The organism is Sphingorhabdus sp. M41 (genome assembly GCF_001586275.1).
Lineage (GTDB): Bacteria > Pseudomonadota > Alphaproteobacteria > Sphingomonadales > Sphingomonadaceae > Parasphingorhabdus.
The window spans coordinates 581,243-598,092 of the sequence record NZ_CP014545.1; the positions used below are offsets into that span (position 1 = coordinate 581,243).

Below are 16,850 nucleotides of genomic sequence, written 5' to 3' on the forward strand. Positions count from 1 at the left end.
CGGCAACCACCGGCCCCTATTTGATCGCGGCCAGCTGATACAGGAAGTCAGCATAGCCCATGGTCGCATCGACCAGGCCGGCGACCTTCGGATTGGTCGACTCGATCACATAATATTCGTCGGGCGCGTGCGCGCCGGCGCCGTGGCCCATGCCAAAATGGCCAGCCGGAATCGACACGGGCGGGGCTGTGAAGGTTGCTCCGGGCCAGGACCCGGCAAGACGCGGATTGAGCGTCGCAGTGATGCCCGCGCGTTCATAGGTGGCCAGTTCGGTGCGGATCAGCAGGCTGTTTTCGTCGGTTTCGGTCGGATCATAGCCGCCGCCGACCCTGATCTCGATATCCGGGAAGCCGTTGGCATCAAGATGGGCGCGCAATTTGGTCTCGGCTTCAGCACGAGTCTGATTGGGGACGAGGCGCAGATCGATCTTGGCGGTGGCCATGCCCGGCAAGACGGTCTTGCCACCGGGTCCGGTATAGCCAGCGACCAGGCCTTCGATGTTGACCGTGGGTTCCTGCGCAAGCCGCTGGAGCGCCTGTTCGAACGGCAGGTCGTCGATCCAGGTCTCGACGCCCAAAATAGCCTTGCGCTGGGCTTCGTCGGAATTGCGGGCGGTCTCTGCGATCAGCGCCTTCTCGCGCGCGGTCAGCGGCCGCACATTTTCGAACCATCCGTCAATCGCCGGAGTGTTGCCGTCAGGGGTTACCAACGTCTGCAGCGCCTGCACCAGCCGCCAGCTGGGACTGTCGACCATTGCCTTGAGGCTGGAATGAATGTCGCCCTTGGGCCCGCGGCCCCATTTCTCGCCGCTCGCGACAAGTTCCAGTTCGACGATGCCCTTTGAGCCCAGATTGACGCTGACATTGCCATTCTTGTCCTGCCAGCTCGCCGGGATGAATATGCCTTCGCATTTCTTGAGCGCAGCCAGCACATTGGGTTTGGTCGCGACCTGCTTGAAATGGGGTGAGCCGATCTCTTCCTCGCCCTCGCAAATCAGCACGATATTGACCGGCAGCTTGCGACCCGCTGCGCGGATGGCGTGCAGCGCGGCCAGAAAGGTTGCTTCCGGGCCTTTCTGGTTCACAGCTCCGCGCCCCATGATCGCCTTGCCGAAACCGGGCCTGTCGACGATAGAGCCTGCCAGGGGCGGGGAGGACCATTCGGACGCGTCAAATTGTTTGACGTCATACATGAAGTAGATGCCCAGCGTCCGCTTTGCGCCAGCATCGAGGGTAGCGAAGACGCCGGGATGACCGTCTGTCGGCACGATCTCGACATGCTGGAAGCCGGCGTCTTTGGCCAGCGCTGCCATATAATCCGCGCCTTCGGCCATATTGCGGTCTTCCGCAGCGATCGAGGGGAGTTTTATCCAGTCCTGAATCCGCTTGATCGATGCGTCGCGCCCCGCTTCGGCTGCCTTGCGGATCGCGGTCATGTCGTTGTCGGCAGCGGCGGAGAGAGCCATGCCGGGCGATATCATTATCGCGCCGGCGCCAGCCATGGCGGCTCCGCGCAGCGCCTGGCGGCGGTCGATGGGTAGATATCGGTTATCTGTGGTCATGAACTTTCCCCTTTTTCAGGGATCAAGTCTGACCGCAAAATATGCTTATCGCAAGTGTGAACAAGCGTCCGCCTGTCAGGCCATCATCGCCGTCTTGCTGAGATGTTCGGTGAAGCGCGGCTGCATCGGTTGACTGGCGACCATAGCCAGCGGTAGAGCGGTCTCGCAATGGGCGCATTCGGCGCTGAAGCGACCGACGTGCCAGTGCGATTTACCGCAACCGGGGCAGCGGTTAACTATGTCGAGATGATAAAGCGGCTGATAGCCACGCTCTTGTTCCTGTTCGGCCAATGCTGGAGCAGGCTGATTGATGAATGATCTAGGAGATAAGTACATCGTTTCTTCCTTCTTGATTGAGCCAAACTTACTTCAATAACTTCGCATCAAATGGCAATTCGTTGCTGTACCATCGATGAACCGTTTGTTTTGGTAGATGAAATGATAATCAATCCATTGAAAATTTATAGGAATAATTCGCCATTTCCCCGTGATTAGCGTCACATCCACGGTTAACCATCTGAATTTGAGCGGGAATAATTTGAAGTCCGTTGGCGAATTTGAGCCGAATGGTTAACCGACAGGGTTTAGGGACAATGTTAACCCAGCGCCTTGCTCGGCCATTGAACCTTTTTGCCGCTTTCCCGCTCATTCTGTTCTCCGGCGCGCTCGCAAGCCAGCGAAGCGATCAAGTCGCTCCCAGCCTTCGCCAAGCCAGATCGGCAAATTCGCATAACAGCGGTCGTGTTTCGCGCGGGTCGATGATGTCCTCGACGCTGAACTGCTCGGCTGTGCGGAAGGGTGAGGTGACCTTGTCGAGTTTCGCCTTGATCTCTGCCAGCCGCGCCGCCGGATCTGCGGCGCTTTCGATATCGCTCTTGTAGGCGACTTCCAGACCTCCGGCGATTGGCAGCGATCCCCAGTCACCGCTTGGCCAGGCAAAGCGATATTGGAAATTTTCCGCGTTGCTCATTGCGCTGCCGGCGATCCCGTAGGCGCGACGAACGATGACGCTGGCCCAAGGCACAGTCGCTTTATAGACCGCGTTCATTGCCTGCACGCCATAGCGGATCGTACCGGTGCGCTCCGCCTCGCCGCCGATCATGAAGCCGGGATTGTCGACCAGATGGACGACGGGCAGATGAAATTGTTCGGCCAGCTTGGCGAAGCGTTCGACCTTTTCCGATGATTTGGCTTCCCATGATCCGCCGAGAAAGGACGGATCATTGGCGAGCACTGCGACGGGCCAGCCGTCGAGCCGGGCAAATGCGGTGATCGCGGCGCGGCCCCAGCGCTTGCCCATTTCGAATACCGAGCCTTCATCGAATACCGATGTCATGATCTTGCGCATCGAATAGACCTGCTTGTCGGCGCGGGGTACAGCGGAGAGCAGGCTCTCATCCTTGCGGTCGACGGGGTCCCAGCTTTTGGTGCGTGCGGACAGCTGGTTCACGTTGCTCGGCAGGTAGGACAGGAATTTGCGCGCGGTGAGAAAGGCCTCGGCTTCGCTGGCGACCTCTTCGTCGACCACGCCATTCGTGGTGTGAATGTCGGAGCCGCCTAATTGCTCCTTGCTGAGATCATCGCCAATCGCGGCGGCGACGGCAGGACCGGCGGCAAATATTTGCGAAAGACCCTTCACCATGATCGAATAATGGCTTGCGACGGTACGCGCTGCACCCATGCCCGCCGTTGGTCCGAGCGCCAGTGCGACCACGGGAACCGTGTCCTGATTCTTGATAATATCTTCCCAGCCCGGAACGGCAGGAACATAAGTGAAGCCCATATCCTCGAGGCTCTTGACCGATCCGCCACCGCCGGTGCCGTCGATCATCCGGATCATCGGAATGCCGAGCGTGTGCGCCATTTTCTCGCACTGAGTGAATTTCCGGTGCAGCGCGGCATCGGCCGCCCCGCCGCGCACGGTAAAGTCGTCGGCAGAAGCGACAACCGGTCGCCCTTCAATATTGGCGCGACCGAAAATCAGATTGCTCGGCGCAAAATCCTCGAATGTCCCGTCCTCGGCATAAGTCCCGCGCCCGGCGATCTTGCCGATCTCGCGAAAACTGTCCTCATCGACAATTCCGGCAATCCGGGCCCGCGCATCCAACTTGCCGCGACCATGCTGGCGAGAAACTTTTTCCTCCCCGCCCATTTTTTCGGCCAGCCGCTGGCGCTCGGCCAGTTCTTCGAGTTCGGGTTTCCATGTCATATTTGGGTCCGGTCATCTTTACAGTTATGGAGGGTATTATTTTCTGTGACTTTTGGCTGGAGGCGGCAGAAAAGTGAGGATCGCGCGCCGGCGCGGGGTCGCCTAGTGTAAACTTTCGGGAAGGCAGTCACGATAACACAATCTGATGTTATGTCGGTCATCCAGCTAACATAGCGCGGTCCAGCAATGTAGGACAGGATCATAAGATGGTAGCCGGTTGCGATATCATGGCAGGGGTTTAACCGAGTGATTAAGGCAGGGGAAGCGGCAAATTTTTCGACTCTGTACTCGAGCCTCAACGCAATTCAGCTTTTGCTTATCTGCGTCTGCAACAGCTCTAAAAGTAGACAATCCCTGCAGACTTGCTCGAACGTCAATTACTGGGTGGTTTTGCGACAATCCGCTATAAGCTGGCCAAGTAGAAATGGCGGACGTCAGGCAATTAGTCATTGCGACGGCATCAACCTTGGAAGCAAAAAGATTAGTCAAAACGATGGAGTTAGAAGGAAACTACGGCGCTCAATGTCTACTTCTGACTATTGTTTGTGAGTGCTTGAATTGTTTGATCAACATGAATTGCGGCGATTGCACAGACAGGCATTTTGTCGAGCACTTCGAGAACGCTTTGCAGTCGTTGTGCGATATTATGGAACTCTGAATCAAATAACTTCTGATCATAGCTTTGATCTTGAGCGGCTATCATCAACCCGAGGTTCAGAAGCATAAGGTGTTAAAATTTGGATGCAAATGCCTCTGCTCAACTGAACCGACATTCGGGCGGGGAACTAAGTTAACCGGACATTCAGCCGAGCAAATTGGGCGGCGACATGAGGGAACATGGAAATAATGAAGCCCCGCCCGGGTCGCAAACGGCGGGGCTTCTATTTGCTTAAAAACTAGTCACTTCTAAGCAAAACTTGTAATTTGGTGAACTGGTTATAGTAATGACTCTTTGGTTCGCACTGCGTCATTAATCGCTCCACAACTGGAAATCATAACCGACCATGTCGCAAGTTTGTTTGTTCCTTTGATTGCATTACTTAATCAATCCAGCTCCGATGTCTCGGGCTAAAGGATGTATCCCTTGGACGCACCACCCAATTGGGTGGGTTTTCGAGAATATTGTAAATAATATGCAGGACAACCTCGTGTTGTCTCAATCTGAGGCAATCTGAGGCAGGTTGACACAAGTTTTAAGCAAAATTTGCTTTGGTGAATACAATATGTTTTATTGCTCGCAATTTACCGACAATCCGGTTTTACTGGAAATCAAACAAGTATCGATTAGGGTAAATGCAAAGGGGCGTGTGTGGGTGATGACGAGCTAACATTGTTAGCGGCGAAGTGCCGTGAAGCGAGTATCGGAAATTACGATTGGGCAGAATTGCTATCCGATGTAACAGTTTGGGTTGGCGGCGACAAAGCGCTTTGGTTGACCGGGGATGCGGTGGGTCCATATCAATACGGCTTGCAGTGCGGCCATGATCCTGACATCCTGAAACTCTATAATGAAGGTTATAACGCGCTCGACCCTCGTCGGCATCAGTCACGCGATACCAAGCCAGGGCAGGCTGTGCCGGGGCAACGCTATTTGCGCAATCATGAAGTAGCGCATACCGATTATTTTGAAGCTATCAATATCGGCGGCGATGTAAAGGACAGCTGTTTTGGCGTGCTATGCGATGATCCGGCAATCGGACGCCATGGCATCAGTATCCAGCGCGGATTCAGGGAAGAATTTTTCGATAATGATGACGCCGCGCGACTGTCCGCCGTCATTCCCTATCTGACCGAGGCTTTACGCCATTCTATCTCGCTAACGCGCATTTTGGCGCACAAAAGAAATCAAGCAAGCGGGGGCTTCGGTTTCCTCGATGCCGATTGGAACCTGACTGAACTTGAGAACACAGCGAGCGCCTTGTTAAATGGCTCAGATGTGTTTGCATGTGCTCGGGGGAAAATAAGTTGCAGTTCAACCAAGATAAAAAGAGCATTTCATTATGCTGTCGGGAAGGCTTTGTCCGGGCAATACTTCTTTTTTCGAACACCTTGGCAGGATAACAGCAACTCTAAAGAACTCGTACTGGAGTTCGCTCCGATTCCTGATGCAGCACGCTGGGTAGCACAGGACAGGTCCAGAATTTTGCTAACTGTATCTTTAGAGCGTCACGAGTTTTCAGAAATCGCCGGTTTCTTTGCTGAGGTCAACGGCCTGAGCAAGAAAGAGGAAGCGCTGATATACGCGCTACTTGATCACGATGATCTTCGGGACGTCGCAAGGCAATCCCAGATCAGCTATGAAACAGCGCGCTGGCACCTCAAATCCATATTCGCAAAGACAGGATATAAGCGACGCGAGGATTTGCTGAATGCTGTTCGCCAACATGATCTGTCGTGACAGATGATTGCGCGGTTGAGCTCGGCAGTGCGGTGCAGATGCCACTGCATTTGATGAACGTAATCGGGTTGAAGGCACCGCCCAATGGTCAAATTTCTGTTACTTTTCCCAACTGAGTTAAAGCCGGCATTACGCCAACGGCCTATTATAGGGCCTTCATGCTCTTTTCGATTTAACGGCAGGTTTCAGGCAAGAAAAATATCCGGAGAAACGACAGCGAATGGGGCGCTTGCTAAAAGGTAGCTATTATAGCTGAAATGCCCACGTTTTATTTCACAGCGGATGCTCGTTCTAGTATTGCAAAGCTGTTGCTCGGCTGTCCGCCTCACTCATCCCCATAGATCGCCACGCTCTGCTCACCCTCGCTGGTTGCCCGTCCGCGATACATGCCGGCGGTGTTGAAGCTGTAGCCAGCCTGACCCCATGGCGTCGCGTAGATGATGCCGCCGTCGCCGCCAAGATCCCCGAGTTCGGCGATCACGTCATCAGCGATCTGCTGGATTTCCTCGTCTGACAGCTGGAATTCGCTGCCGTGGACGACATAGGTATCATTGCCGTCGGCATCTTTCGGCACCGCCCGTTGCGCTTCCTTGATCGCTTCGGGGAAGCGCATCCGGATGCGGGCGCAGATTTCGTGGGCGACGCCGAGACGGATGAAATATTCGCCCGATCCGGTCGCCGAAATCGCGCAGCTGCGGTCGTCGGCATAGGTGCCTGCACCGATGATCGGACTATCGCCGATCCGGCCCCAGCGCTTGCCGGTCATGCCGCCGGTCGAGGTGCCTGCAGCCATATGGCCATCCTTGTCCATGGCGACCGCACCGACCGTGCCGAACTTATAGTCGACATCGGCGGCGCTGACCTCTTTTGCGAGCAGCTTGTCGATCTGCTCCAGCCGGTAGGGCGTGGCGTAATAATCGGGGTTCACCTGTTCCAGCCCCTGTTCGCGGCTGAACTGGTTGGCGCCTTCGCCCGACAGCATCACGTGCGGGCTGTTGTCCTTGACCGCGCGGGCCAGCAAGATCGGGTTTTTGGTGCCGTTGATCCCGGCGACCGCGCCGGCCGACAGGTCGCTGCCATCCATGATACTGCTGTCGAGTTCGTTGGTCTTGTCCCAGGTGAAGACCGCGCCCTTGCCGGCATTGAAATTGGGGTCATTTTCGAGAATGATGATGGTCGCGGTAATCGCCTCGATCGCACTGCCGCCATCTTTCAATATTTTCGAGCCTGCCTCGAGTGCGGAGCCCAGAGCCGCGCGAATGGCGCTGTCCTGTTCGGCTGTGATCTTGTCGCGGTTGATGGTGCCGGCACCGCCGTGAATGGCGATCGACCAGCGGCTGTCGCCAAAATCTTCTTCGGGCTGCGCCATCGCCGTGCCTGTCCCGCAAAGCATGACTATTGCTGCAAGGGTGAATCTGAACATCGGCGGGCTCCTTTTATCATCGGTCTAGATGCCAAAAGAAGCCGCCGCAAGCCGCTTGTCTACCAGGGAATTTCCCGCCCGCTATAGTCATAAAATTTACCATTTTGATCTTGGGTCAGGCCGTCGATGACCGACCGCATGCCCCCGACACTCTCCTCAGGCGTCAAGTCGGCATTCTCGCCGCCCATATCGGTCTGGACCCAGCCGGGGTGCATCATCGCAAGAGTCAGGCCTTCATCCTTCCACTGCTGCGCCAGGCTGTTCCATGCCTGGTTTATCGCCGCCTTGCTGGTCCGGTAGTATATCATGTTGCCGCTGTCATTTTCGGCGATGCTGCCAACCTGGCTGGAGATGACCACCATTTTCCTGGCTTTGGATTGAGCGACATTGTCCTTAAGCGCGGTCGCCAGCGCGACTGGACCAATTACATTGATGTTGAGCAGATCGAGCCAGCCCTTGCGGTCAAATTCCGACGGGCCGTAGATGCCGGCATTGTTGATGAAGAGGTCAACCGGTTGATCGCCCAGCTGTTCGGCAAATTTCCTGATGCTTGCGTCCTCCGCCGCGTCGAGCTGCATGACCGTAACCTTGTCGATCGCCTGCAGTTCCTCTGCCTTGTCCGGTTCGCGTGCGGTACCAATCACGTTCCAGCCGTTCGCGGCATATTGTCTGGCCATTTCGAGACCAAGTCCCCGATTGGCGCCGGTGATGATGATGGTTGGCATATGAACTTCCTCTTGATTGGTGCAGTTTTTTCGCGACAAGGCCAATCGCCCCTCGCACCTGCGGGGTGAAGCCGCTATATATGATTACATGAGCAACAGTCCCGCAGGTTTCAACCGATGACAGCTGAAAATTCGTCCTTGCGTCCCTGGCGCGATATCGAGCGGCGCAAGTCCCGCCAGATCATGGTCGGTGACGTCCCGGTCGGCGGCGATGCGCCGATTACCGTGCAGACGATGACCAATACGCTGACGAGCGATGCCAAGGCGACGATTGACCAGATCCGCCGCTGCGAGGAAGCTGGCGTCGATATCATTCGCGTATCCTGCCCCGATGTCGAGAGCACGGCTGCGCTGAAGCAGATTGTCCGCGCCAGCAATGTGCCGATCGTCGCGGATATCCATTTCCACTATAAGCGCGGGATCGAAGCCGCGGAGGCGGGCGCGGCCTGCCTGCGGATCAATCCGGGCAATATCGGCTCTTCAGCGCGGGTGCGCGAGGTCATTGACGCGGCCAAGTCCAATGGCTGCGCGATCCGCATTGGGGTGAACGCAGGCAGTCTGGAAAAGGACCTGCTTGAAAAATATGGCGAGCCCTGTCCCGAGGCGCTGGTCGAGAGCGCGCTCGACCATATCAAGATACTGCAGGACCATGATTTTCACGAGTTCAAGGTCGCGGTGAAGGCCTCCGACGTATTTCTGGCCGTCGCAGCCTATTCGCAGCTTGCCGACGCGGTGGACTGCCCGCTGCATCTCGGCATTACCGAGGCCGGTGGCCTGATCGGCGGCACGGTGAAAAGCTCGATCGGCATGGGCAATCTGCTCTGGGCCGGGATTGGCGACACGATCCGCGTGAGCCTGTCGGCGGAACCCGAAGAAGAAGTGCGCGTCGGCTATGAAATGCTCAAGGCGCTAGGTCTGCGCACGCGTGGCGTCCGGGTGGTCAGCTGCCCGAGCTGCGCGCGGCAGGGCTTTGACGTGATCCGCACGGTGCAGAAGCTGGAAGAACGGCTGCAACATATCCGCACGCCCTTATCGCTTTCGGTGCTTGGCTGCGTTGTCAACGGTCCGGGCGAGGCCCGCGAAACCGATATCGGCATCACCGGCGGCGGCAAGGGCAAGCATATGGTCTATCTCTCCGGCGTTACCGACCATCATGTGGCGGATGCGGATATGGTTGATCATATTGTGAAGCTGGTCGAGGCCAAGGCGGCGGAGATCGAGGCGGGGCTTAGCGAGGCAGCTTGAGGTGCTGGAGTGATAACAGTTTCTCGGAAAGAAAGTAATGCGGCAGTACAGATTCATCTGAACCGGGAAGGTATAGAAAGCACGGCCGATGCAACTGGTTTCTTATGGGAGGAAAATAACAAGATTTATCTTGTTACCAATGTCCATTGTTTAACTGGCTGGAATTTTGACACTAATACACCAATTGGAGGTTTTGTTCCTGACCACGTCGCAATAAACTGGTCTCTGATATTCTCCGATGATGAAATAACAGGAGGTTCTATGTCAGGTCGCCGAGCGGCCAATGCCTCACTATTTGATAAAAATGGCGCACCGGAATGGCTTGTGCACCCTGAATACTTTGAAAGGGTGGACGTCGCAATTATTGAACTTAGTGATGATTCATTATCGACGTTTCTCGCTCACCACAGTGCCCTTCGCCTTGCAACGGATCCAATAAACAAACTTGATTGGTTTGATTTCGAGCCTGCCGTCGGAGATGAAGCTTTCGTTCTTGGCTTTCCATTGTCACTAAATCGTGGCCATGGTTTTCCGCTTTGGAAGCGAGCGACCATTGCGACGGAACCAAGCTTCAATATAAGCGACCTGCCACTAACACTTTTTGACACTGCTACGAGAAGGGGAATGTCAGGATCTCCGGTTTTTCTTCGTCGGAGCGGTTTGACATATCCACGAGGCGTAACACCACCTCAAAACTCTATCGGTGGTGACGCGGTGTTAGGCGAAGTTAATTGTTTCTATGGAATATATTCGGGTCGGATCATAGATGTGGACCTGAATGAAGAGGACAACGAATTCCAAGCTCAGTTGGGCCGTGTATGGAAGGCTTCCGTAATCCAAGAAATACTGGCGGGTGGAGCCAAAGGAATTCAAGGTGGTGAAATTAGATAGGAGAATAATCCAGCCATGTATAAGGCTAGCAAATTCCTAGGAATGGATCGCCGGATATGACCCGCAAACGCGCAAGCGACTTCCACCCCCATATTCTCGAGATTTTTGACGGCTATGTGCATGGTCTGATCTCGAAGCGGGACTTCATCCGGCAGGCCGGGAAATTTGCCGCCGCCGGGGTGACCGGAGCGATGATCCTTGACCAACTGCAACCCAATTACGCCTGGGCGGCGCAGGTCGAACCGGATGATCCGGCGATCATGGCCGAGCGGATCAGCTACGACAGTCCGGAAGGCCATGGCAAGATCAATGCGCTGATGGCCCGGCCGGCGGGAGCGACAGGCACGCTGCCGGCGGTGCTGGTGATCCACGAGAATCGCGGGCTCAATCCCTATATCGAGGATGTCGCGCGGCGGGTGGCCAAGGCGGGCTATCTGGCGCTGACGCCCGACGGTCTGTCACCCTTGGGCGGCTATCCCGGCAATGACGATGACGGGCGGACGATGCAGCGCACGCTGGACGGTGCCAAGCTGATGGAAGATTTTTTCGCCGCATTCGAATTTCTGCGCGATCATGACAGATCGACCGGCAAGGTGGGCGCGGTTGGTTTCTGCTATGGCGGCGGCGTGTGCAATGCGCTGGCGGTCGCCTATCCCGATCTTGCCGCGTCGGTGCCTTATTACGGACGCCAGCCCGAAGCCGCCGATGTTCCGGCGATCGAGGCACCGCTGATGATACATCATGCAGGCAATGACGAGCGGATCAACGCCGGCTGGCCAGCTTATGAGGCGGCTCTTTCCGAGCACCAGAAAGAATATAGCGTGCATTTCTATCCCGATGTGAACCACGGTTTCCACAATGATACGACACCGCGCTATGACGAGGAAGCGGCAAGCCTTTCATGGAAACGGACGCTGGCCTTTTTTGAAGCTCATTTGCGTGGTTGACCGGATGCTGTTGCGATTCATGCCGCTTCTGCTGGTGTCTGTGGCTGCCGCGGTCTCGCCGAACGTGGTGCATGCCGAAAAAACGGTGGCTGGACATCCCGAGGCGCGACCGTTTGAGGAAAGGGCAGATGCGGCAGCGGAGGTCGACGCGGCGCTCGCCCGGGCTGATCTCTCTGAAAAACGCGTCATTCTCGTGATGGGCGCCAACTGGTGCCATGACAGCCGCGGACTGGCAGGCTGGTTTTCGCAGCCTCGTTTTGCCGACATGCTCACAGCCAAATATGAGATTGTCTATGTTGATGTCGGGCACAGGGATCGCAATATAAATATCGCGCAGCGCTTTGGGATCAAGGCGATCAAGGGTACGCCGACCGTGCTTGTGCTTTCTCCGCAAGGGGCCTTGCTAAACCGCAGATCGGCACCGCAGTGGCGCGATGCGGCGAGCCGGGAGGAAGAGGATATCTTCGCCTATTTCGACCAATTTTCTATCGAACCCTGAAGCGAAGGAAAGCAGGTGCCGCGCGCATTGACCTATGTTCTGATCCTGTTGGCGGTGATCGCCGTGGCCTTGTTCTTCCTGCCGCTAAGGCTCGCGGTGGGCATGGCGGGGCTGGAAGGGTCGCGTTTCTCGGCCAAGGCGATCAGCGGAACGGTCTGGAACGGCCGGATCGAGGGCGCGCAGCTTGGGCCGTTTCCGCTCGGCGATCTCGGTGCCGGGGTGCGGGTGCTGCCGTTGCTGACCGGTCGGGTGCTGATGGATCTGGAACGGCCGCCGGTCGCGGGTGATTCCGGACTGGTCGCAACCGTCGGCAAGTCGGGCAACAGCCTGTTGCTGCAGGATGTGACGACAATGTTGAGCGTCGGCCGTCAACTGGCGCCGCTACCGGCCTCCGCGATCGACCTGCAGGGGGTCAGCATCAGCTTTGCCGGTGGCCGCTGCCAGTCGGCGAGCGGACAGGTGCGGGTGTCGCTCGACGCCAATATCCCCGGGCTGAACCTCAAGCAGGGTCTGCTCGGCAAGGCAGAATGTCAGGATGGAACGCTGGTGCTGCCGCTGCAAAGCGGGTCCGGCATGGAGAAGCTCACGGTAAAACTTGAAGGCAATGGCTTTTATACCGCCAGACTGTTCTTGTCCGGTAGCGACCGCGCCTGGACCCTGCTATTGCCGACCCTTGGCTTTCGCAAGGTTCCCAGCGGCTACGCGATCAAGGTTGCAGGACAGTTGGGACAGAGGAACGGACAATGAGTGAAATGGGCCCCAAGGCGGTAAAATTTTCGATCCTTGACCTCTCCCCGGTGCCGCTGGGGAGCGACGTGAAAACCGCGCTCGACCGGTCGCTGGCGCTTGCGCAGCATGGCGAGGCGCTTGGCTACGAGCGATTCTGGATGGCCGAACATCACGGCATGGAAGGTATTGCCAGCGCCGCGACTGCAGTCGCCCTGTCGCATATCGGGCAGGGGACCAAGACCATCCGGATCGGTGCCGGCGGGATCATGCTGCCCAATCATGCGCCGATGGTGATCGCCGAGCAATTCGGTACCCTGGAAGCGCTGTTTCCGGGCCGGATTGACCTTGGCCTCGGTCGCGCACCAGGATCGGACCAGCGGACAGCCCAGGCGCTGCGCCGCAATCTCAACAGCGATGCCAACGAGTTTCCGCGCGACGTGCTCGAATTGCAGGCATTTCTTGCCGGTGATGACCGGCTCGGTATCCAGGCGACACCGGGGCAGGGGACCAATATCCCGCTATATATTCTCGGCAGCAGCCTGTTCGGCGCGCAACTGGCGGCGGCTCTGGGTCTGCCCTACGCCTTTGCCTCGCATTTTGCGCCGCAGATGCTGGATGAAGCGCTCCGGATTTACCGCCGGGATTTCAAGCCGTCCGACCAGCTTGCAGAGCCCTATGTCCTGTGCGGCTTCAATATTTTTGCGGCCGACAGCGACGAGGAAGCGGAATATCTGTCCAGCTCGATGATGCAGAGCTTTGTCGCTCTGCGCACTGGCAATCCGGGCAAAATGCCGCCGCCGGTAGAAGGCTATCGCGCGAGTCTGCCGCCGCAGGCCCAGTCGATGCTCGAACAGATAATGCAGGGCAGCGCTATTGGTTCACCGGACAAGGTCAAGCAGGGTGTCGAGCGGTTCATTGACCGGACCGGTGCCGATGAACTGATCATTTCCGGATCAATCTTTGATCAGGCCGCGCGCGAGAAAAGCTATACTATCGCCGCCAATATTCGGGAATTGATCGCTGCCTAGGACGAAAATGGTTTGAACAAGCCTTGATTTTACGGTCCGGCCTGCGCATGACTCTGGCCGATCAAAATTCCGAAATATACGCCCCCAAGGGAGACGACATATTGCCACGTTCAGGTAGAAACTCAGCACTTCGGGACTTTCTAAAAAGCGAAGCGGCAGGCGGCATATTGTTGATGTTCGCTGCCGCGCTGGCGATGGTGGTGGCCAACAGTCCGCTTTATGAAATGTACCATCATTTTCTGCATGAAATGAAGGGGCCGGTCCTTTCCGCCAAATTGGGGCCGATGACCCCGCATTTGTGGATCAATGACGGGCTGATGGCGATTTTCTTCCTGCTGGTCGGGCTGGAAATCAAGCGTGAATTTGTCGACGGCCGGCTCAACAGCTGGGATCGCCGGCGTCTGCCGGTGGTCGCTGCCGCGGCCGGGATGGCGGTCCCGGCGCTGATCTACCTGGTCATCGTCAAGGATTTTCCCGCGCTCTACAATGGCTGGGCGATACCGGCGGCGACCGATATTGCCTTTGCGATTGGCGTACTTGCCCTGCTCGGGCCGCGCGCTCCAACCTCGCTCAAGCTGTTTCTGGTCACCGTCGCCATCGTCGACGACATGGGAGCAGTGGCTATTATCGCGCTGGTCTATACCGCCGAGATCAACGGTGCGGCGCTTCTGGCCAGCGCCGCGATATTGGCGATCATGTATACGATGAACCGCAATGGCGTGCTCAAGCTCTGGCCTTATCTGATTTTTGCCGGATTGCTGTGGTATGCCGTGCTGATGTCCGGCGTCCATGCGACAATAGCCGGGGTATTGGCGGCTATGGTTATCCCGATCGTGGTCACGCCAACCTCGCCGGATGCGGAAAATTCCCCGCTCCACCGGCTGGAACACGCGATTTCGCCGTGGAGCGCCTTCCTGATCGTACCGGTTTTCGGCTTTGCCAACGCCGGCGTGTCGCTTCAGGGTATTGGCATGGACCAGATTTTTGCGCCTTTGCCACTGGGCATCGCCGCCGGCCTGTTCTTCGGCAAGCAGATCGCGATTTTTGCCAGCGTCTGGATTTCGGTTAAGACCGGTTTCGCCGGACGGCTTGGTGGAGCCAGCTGGTTGCAAGTCTATGGTGTGGCGATGCTTTGCGGTATCGGTTTCACGATGAGTCTGTTCATCGGCGCGCTGGCATTCCCCGGCAATGAACTGCTGATCGAGGAAGCCAAGATCGGCGTACTTGGCGGATCGGTGCTTTCGGCGGTTGTCGGTTTCTGCATATTGCGCTTTGCGCCGCAGGGCCGCCATCTGGAATCGCTGGACGAGGAAGAGGCAGAGGAACTGCTTGACGTTTTGCCGGATGCGGAAGCGCAAAAGCTGAAAGACGCCCTTTGAAAACTGCCGGCCTTGTTGCCGTTGCCTGGCTGGCGATTTCCGCCGGGACATTGGCCGCTGCACCGGGAGCTGCGCCAGCGATCACCGACACGGCTGGCCTGAAAGCATCGAGCGAGCTTGGCGATATAGCCTCCGACTATGTGAAGCTTACGCTGGCGCTTGGCGAAAAAGAAGCCGGCTATGTCGATGCCTATTATGGTCCGGCGCAATGGGCAGAAGCGGCGAAGACAGACCCGCGCGATATGCGCGAACTTGGCAATGCGATTGTTGATCTGATGCTGCGGCTCGATGCGCTGACCGTCAGCGATGATCCGCTGGTCGAGGCGCGCAGGCACTTTCTGTCGGCACAGCTTGAGGCAGCCCACACTCGTCACGCGATGATGCAGGGCGAGAGCTTCTCCTTCGTCAGGGAAGCCAAGGGGCTGTTCGGGGTGACGCCCGAGCTGAGGCCGTTGGTGGAATTTGATCCGGTACTCGAGGAGATCGAAAATATAGCGCCGGGCGAAGGACCGCTCAGCGAGCGGGTGGCGGCGTTTGAAAAGAACTATATCATCCCTGCGGACCGGCTGCAGACGGTGTTCGATACCGCAATCGCCGAATGCAAGGCGCGGACGGCCGCATATTTCGATCTGCCCGAGGGCGAGAATTTCAAGCTGGAATTTGTCACCGGCAAAAGCTGGAGCGGTTATAATTATTACCAGGGCAATTATCAGAGCCTGATCCAGGTCAACACCGACCTGCCGATCTTCATCGGGCGCGCCGTCGATCTCGGCTGCCACGAAGGCTATCCCGGCCATCATGTCTATAATATGCTGCTCGAGAAAAATCTGACCAACGGTCATGGCTGGCAGGAATTTTCCGCCTATCCGCTCTATTCGCCGCAAAGCCTGATCGCCGAAGGGTCGGCCAATTACGGTATCGAGTTGGCGTTCAGCGGCCAGGAGCGGCTGGATTACGAGCGCGATGTTCTTTACCCGCTCGCCGGCCTCGATCCCGACACGGCGGCGGCTTACTGGGCGCTGCAGATCGCGAAACAGGCGCTCAGCGGCGCGCGGATGACGATTGCGCAGCAATATCTCGATGGAGAGATTACGCGCGAGCAAGCGATCGCGCTCAACCAGAAATATCAGCTGGTCTCGCGCGAGCGCGCCGAGCAGATGACCGATTTCAACGAGCAATATCGCAGCTATGTGATCAACTATGGTCTTGGCATGGAAATGGTCCGCGACTGGGTCGAAGCGCAAGGCGACGCGCCGCTGTGGCGCTGGAAGGCGATGGAGCGGTTGCTGAGCGAGCCGATGCTGCCGGGGGACCTTGCAGCTGAATCCGTGAAGTGAGCCTCAGAACCTGGGCACAGAATCTCAAACGGGACATATTGGCGCTGTGGGTCGCCGCACGGGACAAGCGGACCCCTTTGGCAGCAAAAATTCTGGCTGCTGCGGTTGCTGCTTACGCGTTCAGCCCGATCGACCTGATACCGGACTTCCTGCCTGTTATCGGTTATCTGGATGACTTGATAATCATCCCTATCGGGGTTGCGCTCATCTTGCGGATGATTCCCAAAACGCTGATGGCCGAATATCGGCAGAAAGCCCTGAAGATCGATTTCAGGCCAAACAGCCGCAGGGCCGCAATTTGCATATTGCTGATGTGGATTGGCGCTGCCTACTGGCTGATTCGGGCGCTGGATTTAGTGTAAACGAATATCGAAACCGTCGTGAAAAACGGCCCCGGTCGCGGCCTTATAAATCGCGCTTGCACAACTTCCAAAAGGGAGTAATGGCGATTCGCTACGGTCGAGATTGTCTTCCTAACG

The 16,850-nt window shown here is 57.0% G+C and carries 15 protein-coding genes; 10 read left to right on the forward strand and 5 right to left on the reverse strand.

Annotation, left to right across the window (positions count from 1 at the left end; genetic code table 11):
* Window positions 1-16: 16 nt before the first annotated feature.
* The 3 genes from AZE99_RS02860 to AZE99_RS02865 form a co-directional block, all read right to left on the reverse strand.
* Window positions 17-1,561 (reverse strand): M20/M25/M40 family metallo-hydrolase, encoded by a 1,545-nt coding sequence (locus tag AZE99_RS02860; protein ID WP_067197929.1) that lies wholly within the window; start codon window positions 1,559-1,561, stop codon window positions 17-19.
* Window positions 1,562-1,636: 75 nt separating this feature from the next.
* Window positions 1,637-1,897 carry a hypothetical protein gene (locus tag AZE99_RS15890; protein ID WP_156472073.1) on the reverse strand — a complete coding sequence of 87 codons (261 nt, stop codon included), beginning with the start codon at window positions 1,895-1,897 and terminating at the stop codon, window positions 1,637-1,639.
* A gap of 349 nt (window positions 1,898-2,246) precedes the next feature.
* A complete protein-coding gene (locus AZE99_RS02865) occupies window positions 2,247-3,770 on the reverse strand; it encodes an acyl-CoA carboxylase subunit beta (RefSeq protein WP_067197930.1) in 1,524 nt (507 codons plus the stop codon).
* A gap of 1,309 nt (window positions 3,771-5,079) precedes the next feature.
* Here AZE99_RS02865 and AZE99_RS02875 point away from each other — a divergent pair.
* Complete coding sequence (locus tag AZE99_RS02875; RefSeq protein ID WP_156472075.1) at window positions 5,080-6,168, forward strand: helix-turn-helix transcriptional regulator; 1,089 nt, start codon at window positions 5,080-5,082, stop codon at window positions 6,166-6,168.
* 325 nt (window positions 6,169-6,493) lie between these two features.
* Here AZE99_RS02875 and AZE99_RS02880 read toward each other — a convergent pair whose 3' ends face one another.
* Both AZE99_RS02880 and AZE99_RS02885 read right to left on the reverse strand, forming a co-directional pair.
* Window positions 6,494-7,591 carry an isoaspartyl peptidase/L-asparaginase family protein gene (locus tag AZE99_RS02880; RefSeq protein ID WP_231862678.1) on the reverse strand — a complete coding sequence of 366 codons (1,098 nt, stop codon included), beginning with the start codon at window positions 7,589-7,591 and terminating at the stop codon, window positions 6,494-6,496.
* Between the two features lie 59 nt (window positions 7,592-7,650).
* On the reverse strand, window positions 7,651-8,316 hold the full coding sequence (locus AZE99_RS02885) for an SDR family oxidoreductase (RefSeq protein WP_067197937.1): 666 nt from the start codon (window positions 8,314-8,316) through the stop codon (window positions 7,651-7,653).
* Between the two features lie 117 nt (window positions 8,317-8,433).
* Here AZE99_RS02885 and ispG point away from each other — a divergent pair, with 117 nt between their 5' ends.
* From ispG to AZE99_RS02930, 9 genes are read left to right on the forward strand one after another with little or no spacing between them, the layout of a single operon-like run.
* Window positions 8,434-9,561: a flavodoxin-dependent (E)-4-hydroxy-3-methylbut-2-enyl-diphosphate synthase gene (gene ispG, locus AZE99_RS02890; RefSeq protein WP_067197938.1), complete on the forward strand. Its 1,128-nt coding sequence runs from the start codon at window positions 8,434-8,436 to the stop codon at window positions 9,559-9,561.
* Window positions 9,562-9,570: 9 nt separating this feature from the next.
* Window positions 9,571-10,452, forward strand: coding sequence for a trypsin-like peptidase domain-containing protein (locus tag AZE99_RS02895; RefSeq protein ID WP_082788210.1), 882 nt, complete (start codon window positions 9,571-9,573; stop codon window positions 10,450-10,452).
* 56 nt (window positions 10,453-10,508) lie between these two features.
* The gene (gene yghX / locus AZE99_RS02900; RefSeq protein WP_067197942.1) at window positions 10,509-11,399 is read left to right on the forward strand and encodes a YghX family hydrolase; all 891 of its coding nucleotides are present in this window, start codon (window positions 10,509-10,511) and stop codon (window positions 11,397-11,399) included.
* The gene (locus tag AZE99_RS02905; RefSeq protein ID WP_231862679.1) at window positions 11,377-11,898 is read left to right on the forward strand and encodes a thioredoxin family protein; all 522 of its coding nucleotides are present in this window, start codon (window positions 11,377-11,379) and stop codon (window positions 11,896-11,898) included. Before yghX ends, AZE99_RS02905 begins: the two co-directional genes overlap by 23 nt.
* Window positions 11,899-11,913: 15 nt before the next feature.
* On the forward strand, window positions 11,914-12,645 hold the full coding sequence (gene gspN, locus AZE99_RS02910; protein WP_067197944.1) for a type II secretion system protein N: 732 nt from the start codon (window positions 11,914-11,916) through the stop codon (window positions 12,643-12,645).
* Window positions 12,642-13,655 (forward strand): LLM class flavin-dependent oxidoreductase, encoded by a 1,014-nt coding sequence (locus tag AZE99_RS02915; RefSeq protein ID WP_067197946.1) that lies wholly within the window; start codon window positions 12,642-12,644, stop codon window positions 13,653-13,655. Before gspN ends, AZE99_RS02915 begins: the two co-directional genes overlap by 4 nt.
* A gap of 23 nt (window positions 13,656-13,678) precedes the next feature.
* The gene (nhaA, locus tag AZE99_RS02920) at window positions 13,679-15,034 is read left to right on the forward strand and encodes a Na+/H+ antiporter NhaA (RefSeq protein ID WP_443027792.1); all 1,356 of its coding nucleotides are present in this window, start codon (window positions 13,679-13,681) and stop codon (window positions 15,032-15,034) included.
* Window positions 15,031-16,371 (forward strand): hypothetical protein, encoded by a 1,341-nt coding sequence (locus AZE99_RS02925; protein ID WP_197460237.1) that lies wholly within the window; start codon window positions 15,031-15,033, stop codon window positions 16,369-16,371. The genes nhaA and AZE99_RS02925 overlap by 4 nt, the downstream gene beginning before the upstream one ends.
* A complete protein-coding gene (locus AZE99_RS02930; RefSeq protein ID WP_231862680.1) occupies window positions 16,368-16,733 on the forward strand; it encodes a YkvA family protein in 366 nt (121 codons plus the stop codon). Before AZE99_RS02925 ends, AZE99_RS02930 begins: the two co-directional genes overlap by 4 nt.
* The last annotated feature ends 117 nt before the right edge of the window (window positions 16,734-16,850 follow it).

Coding starts and splice junctions, on each gene's coding strand:
- AZE99_RS15890 (WP_156472073.1), bottom strand. CDS start 1,897: ATGTACTTATCTCCTAGATCATTCATCAATCAGCCTGCTCCAGCATTG.
- yghX (WP_067197942.1), top strand. CDS start 10,509: ATGACCCGCAAACGCGCAAGCGACTTCCACCCCCATATTCTCGAGATT.
- ispG (WP_067197938.1), top strand. CDS start 8,434: ATGACAGCTGAAAATTCGTCCTTGCGTCCCTGGCGCGATATCGAGCGG.
- AZE99_RS02885 (WP_067197937.1), bottom strand. CDS start 8,316: ATGCCAACCATCATCATCACCGGCGCCAATCGGGGACTTGGTCTCGAA.
- AZE99_RS02865 (WP_067197930.1), bottom strand. CDS start 3,770: ATGACATGGAAACCCGAACTCGAAGAACTGGCCGAGCGCCAGCGGCTG.
- AZE99_RS02860 (WP_067197929.1), bottom strand. CDS start 1,561: ATGACCACAGATAACCGATATCTACCCATCGACCGCCGCCAGGCGCTG.
- AZE99_RS02915 (WP_067197946.1), top strand. CDS start 12,642: ATGAGTGAAATGGGCCCCAAGGCGGTAAAATTTTCGATCCTTGACCTC.
- AZE99_RS02880 (WP_231862678.1), bottom strand. CDS start 7,591: ATGTTCAGATTCACCCTTGCAGCAATAGTCATGCTTTGCGGGACAGGC.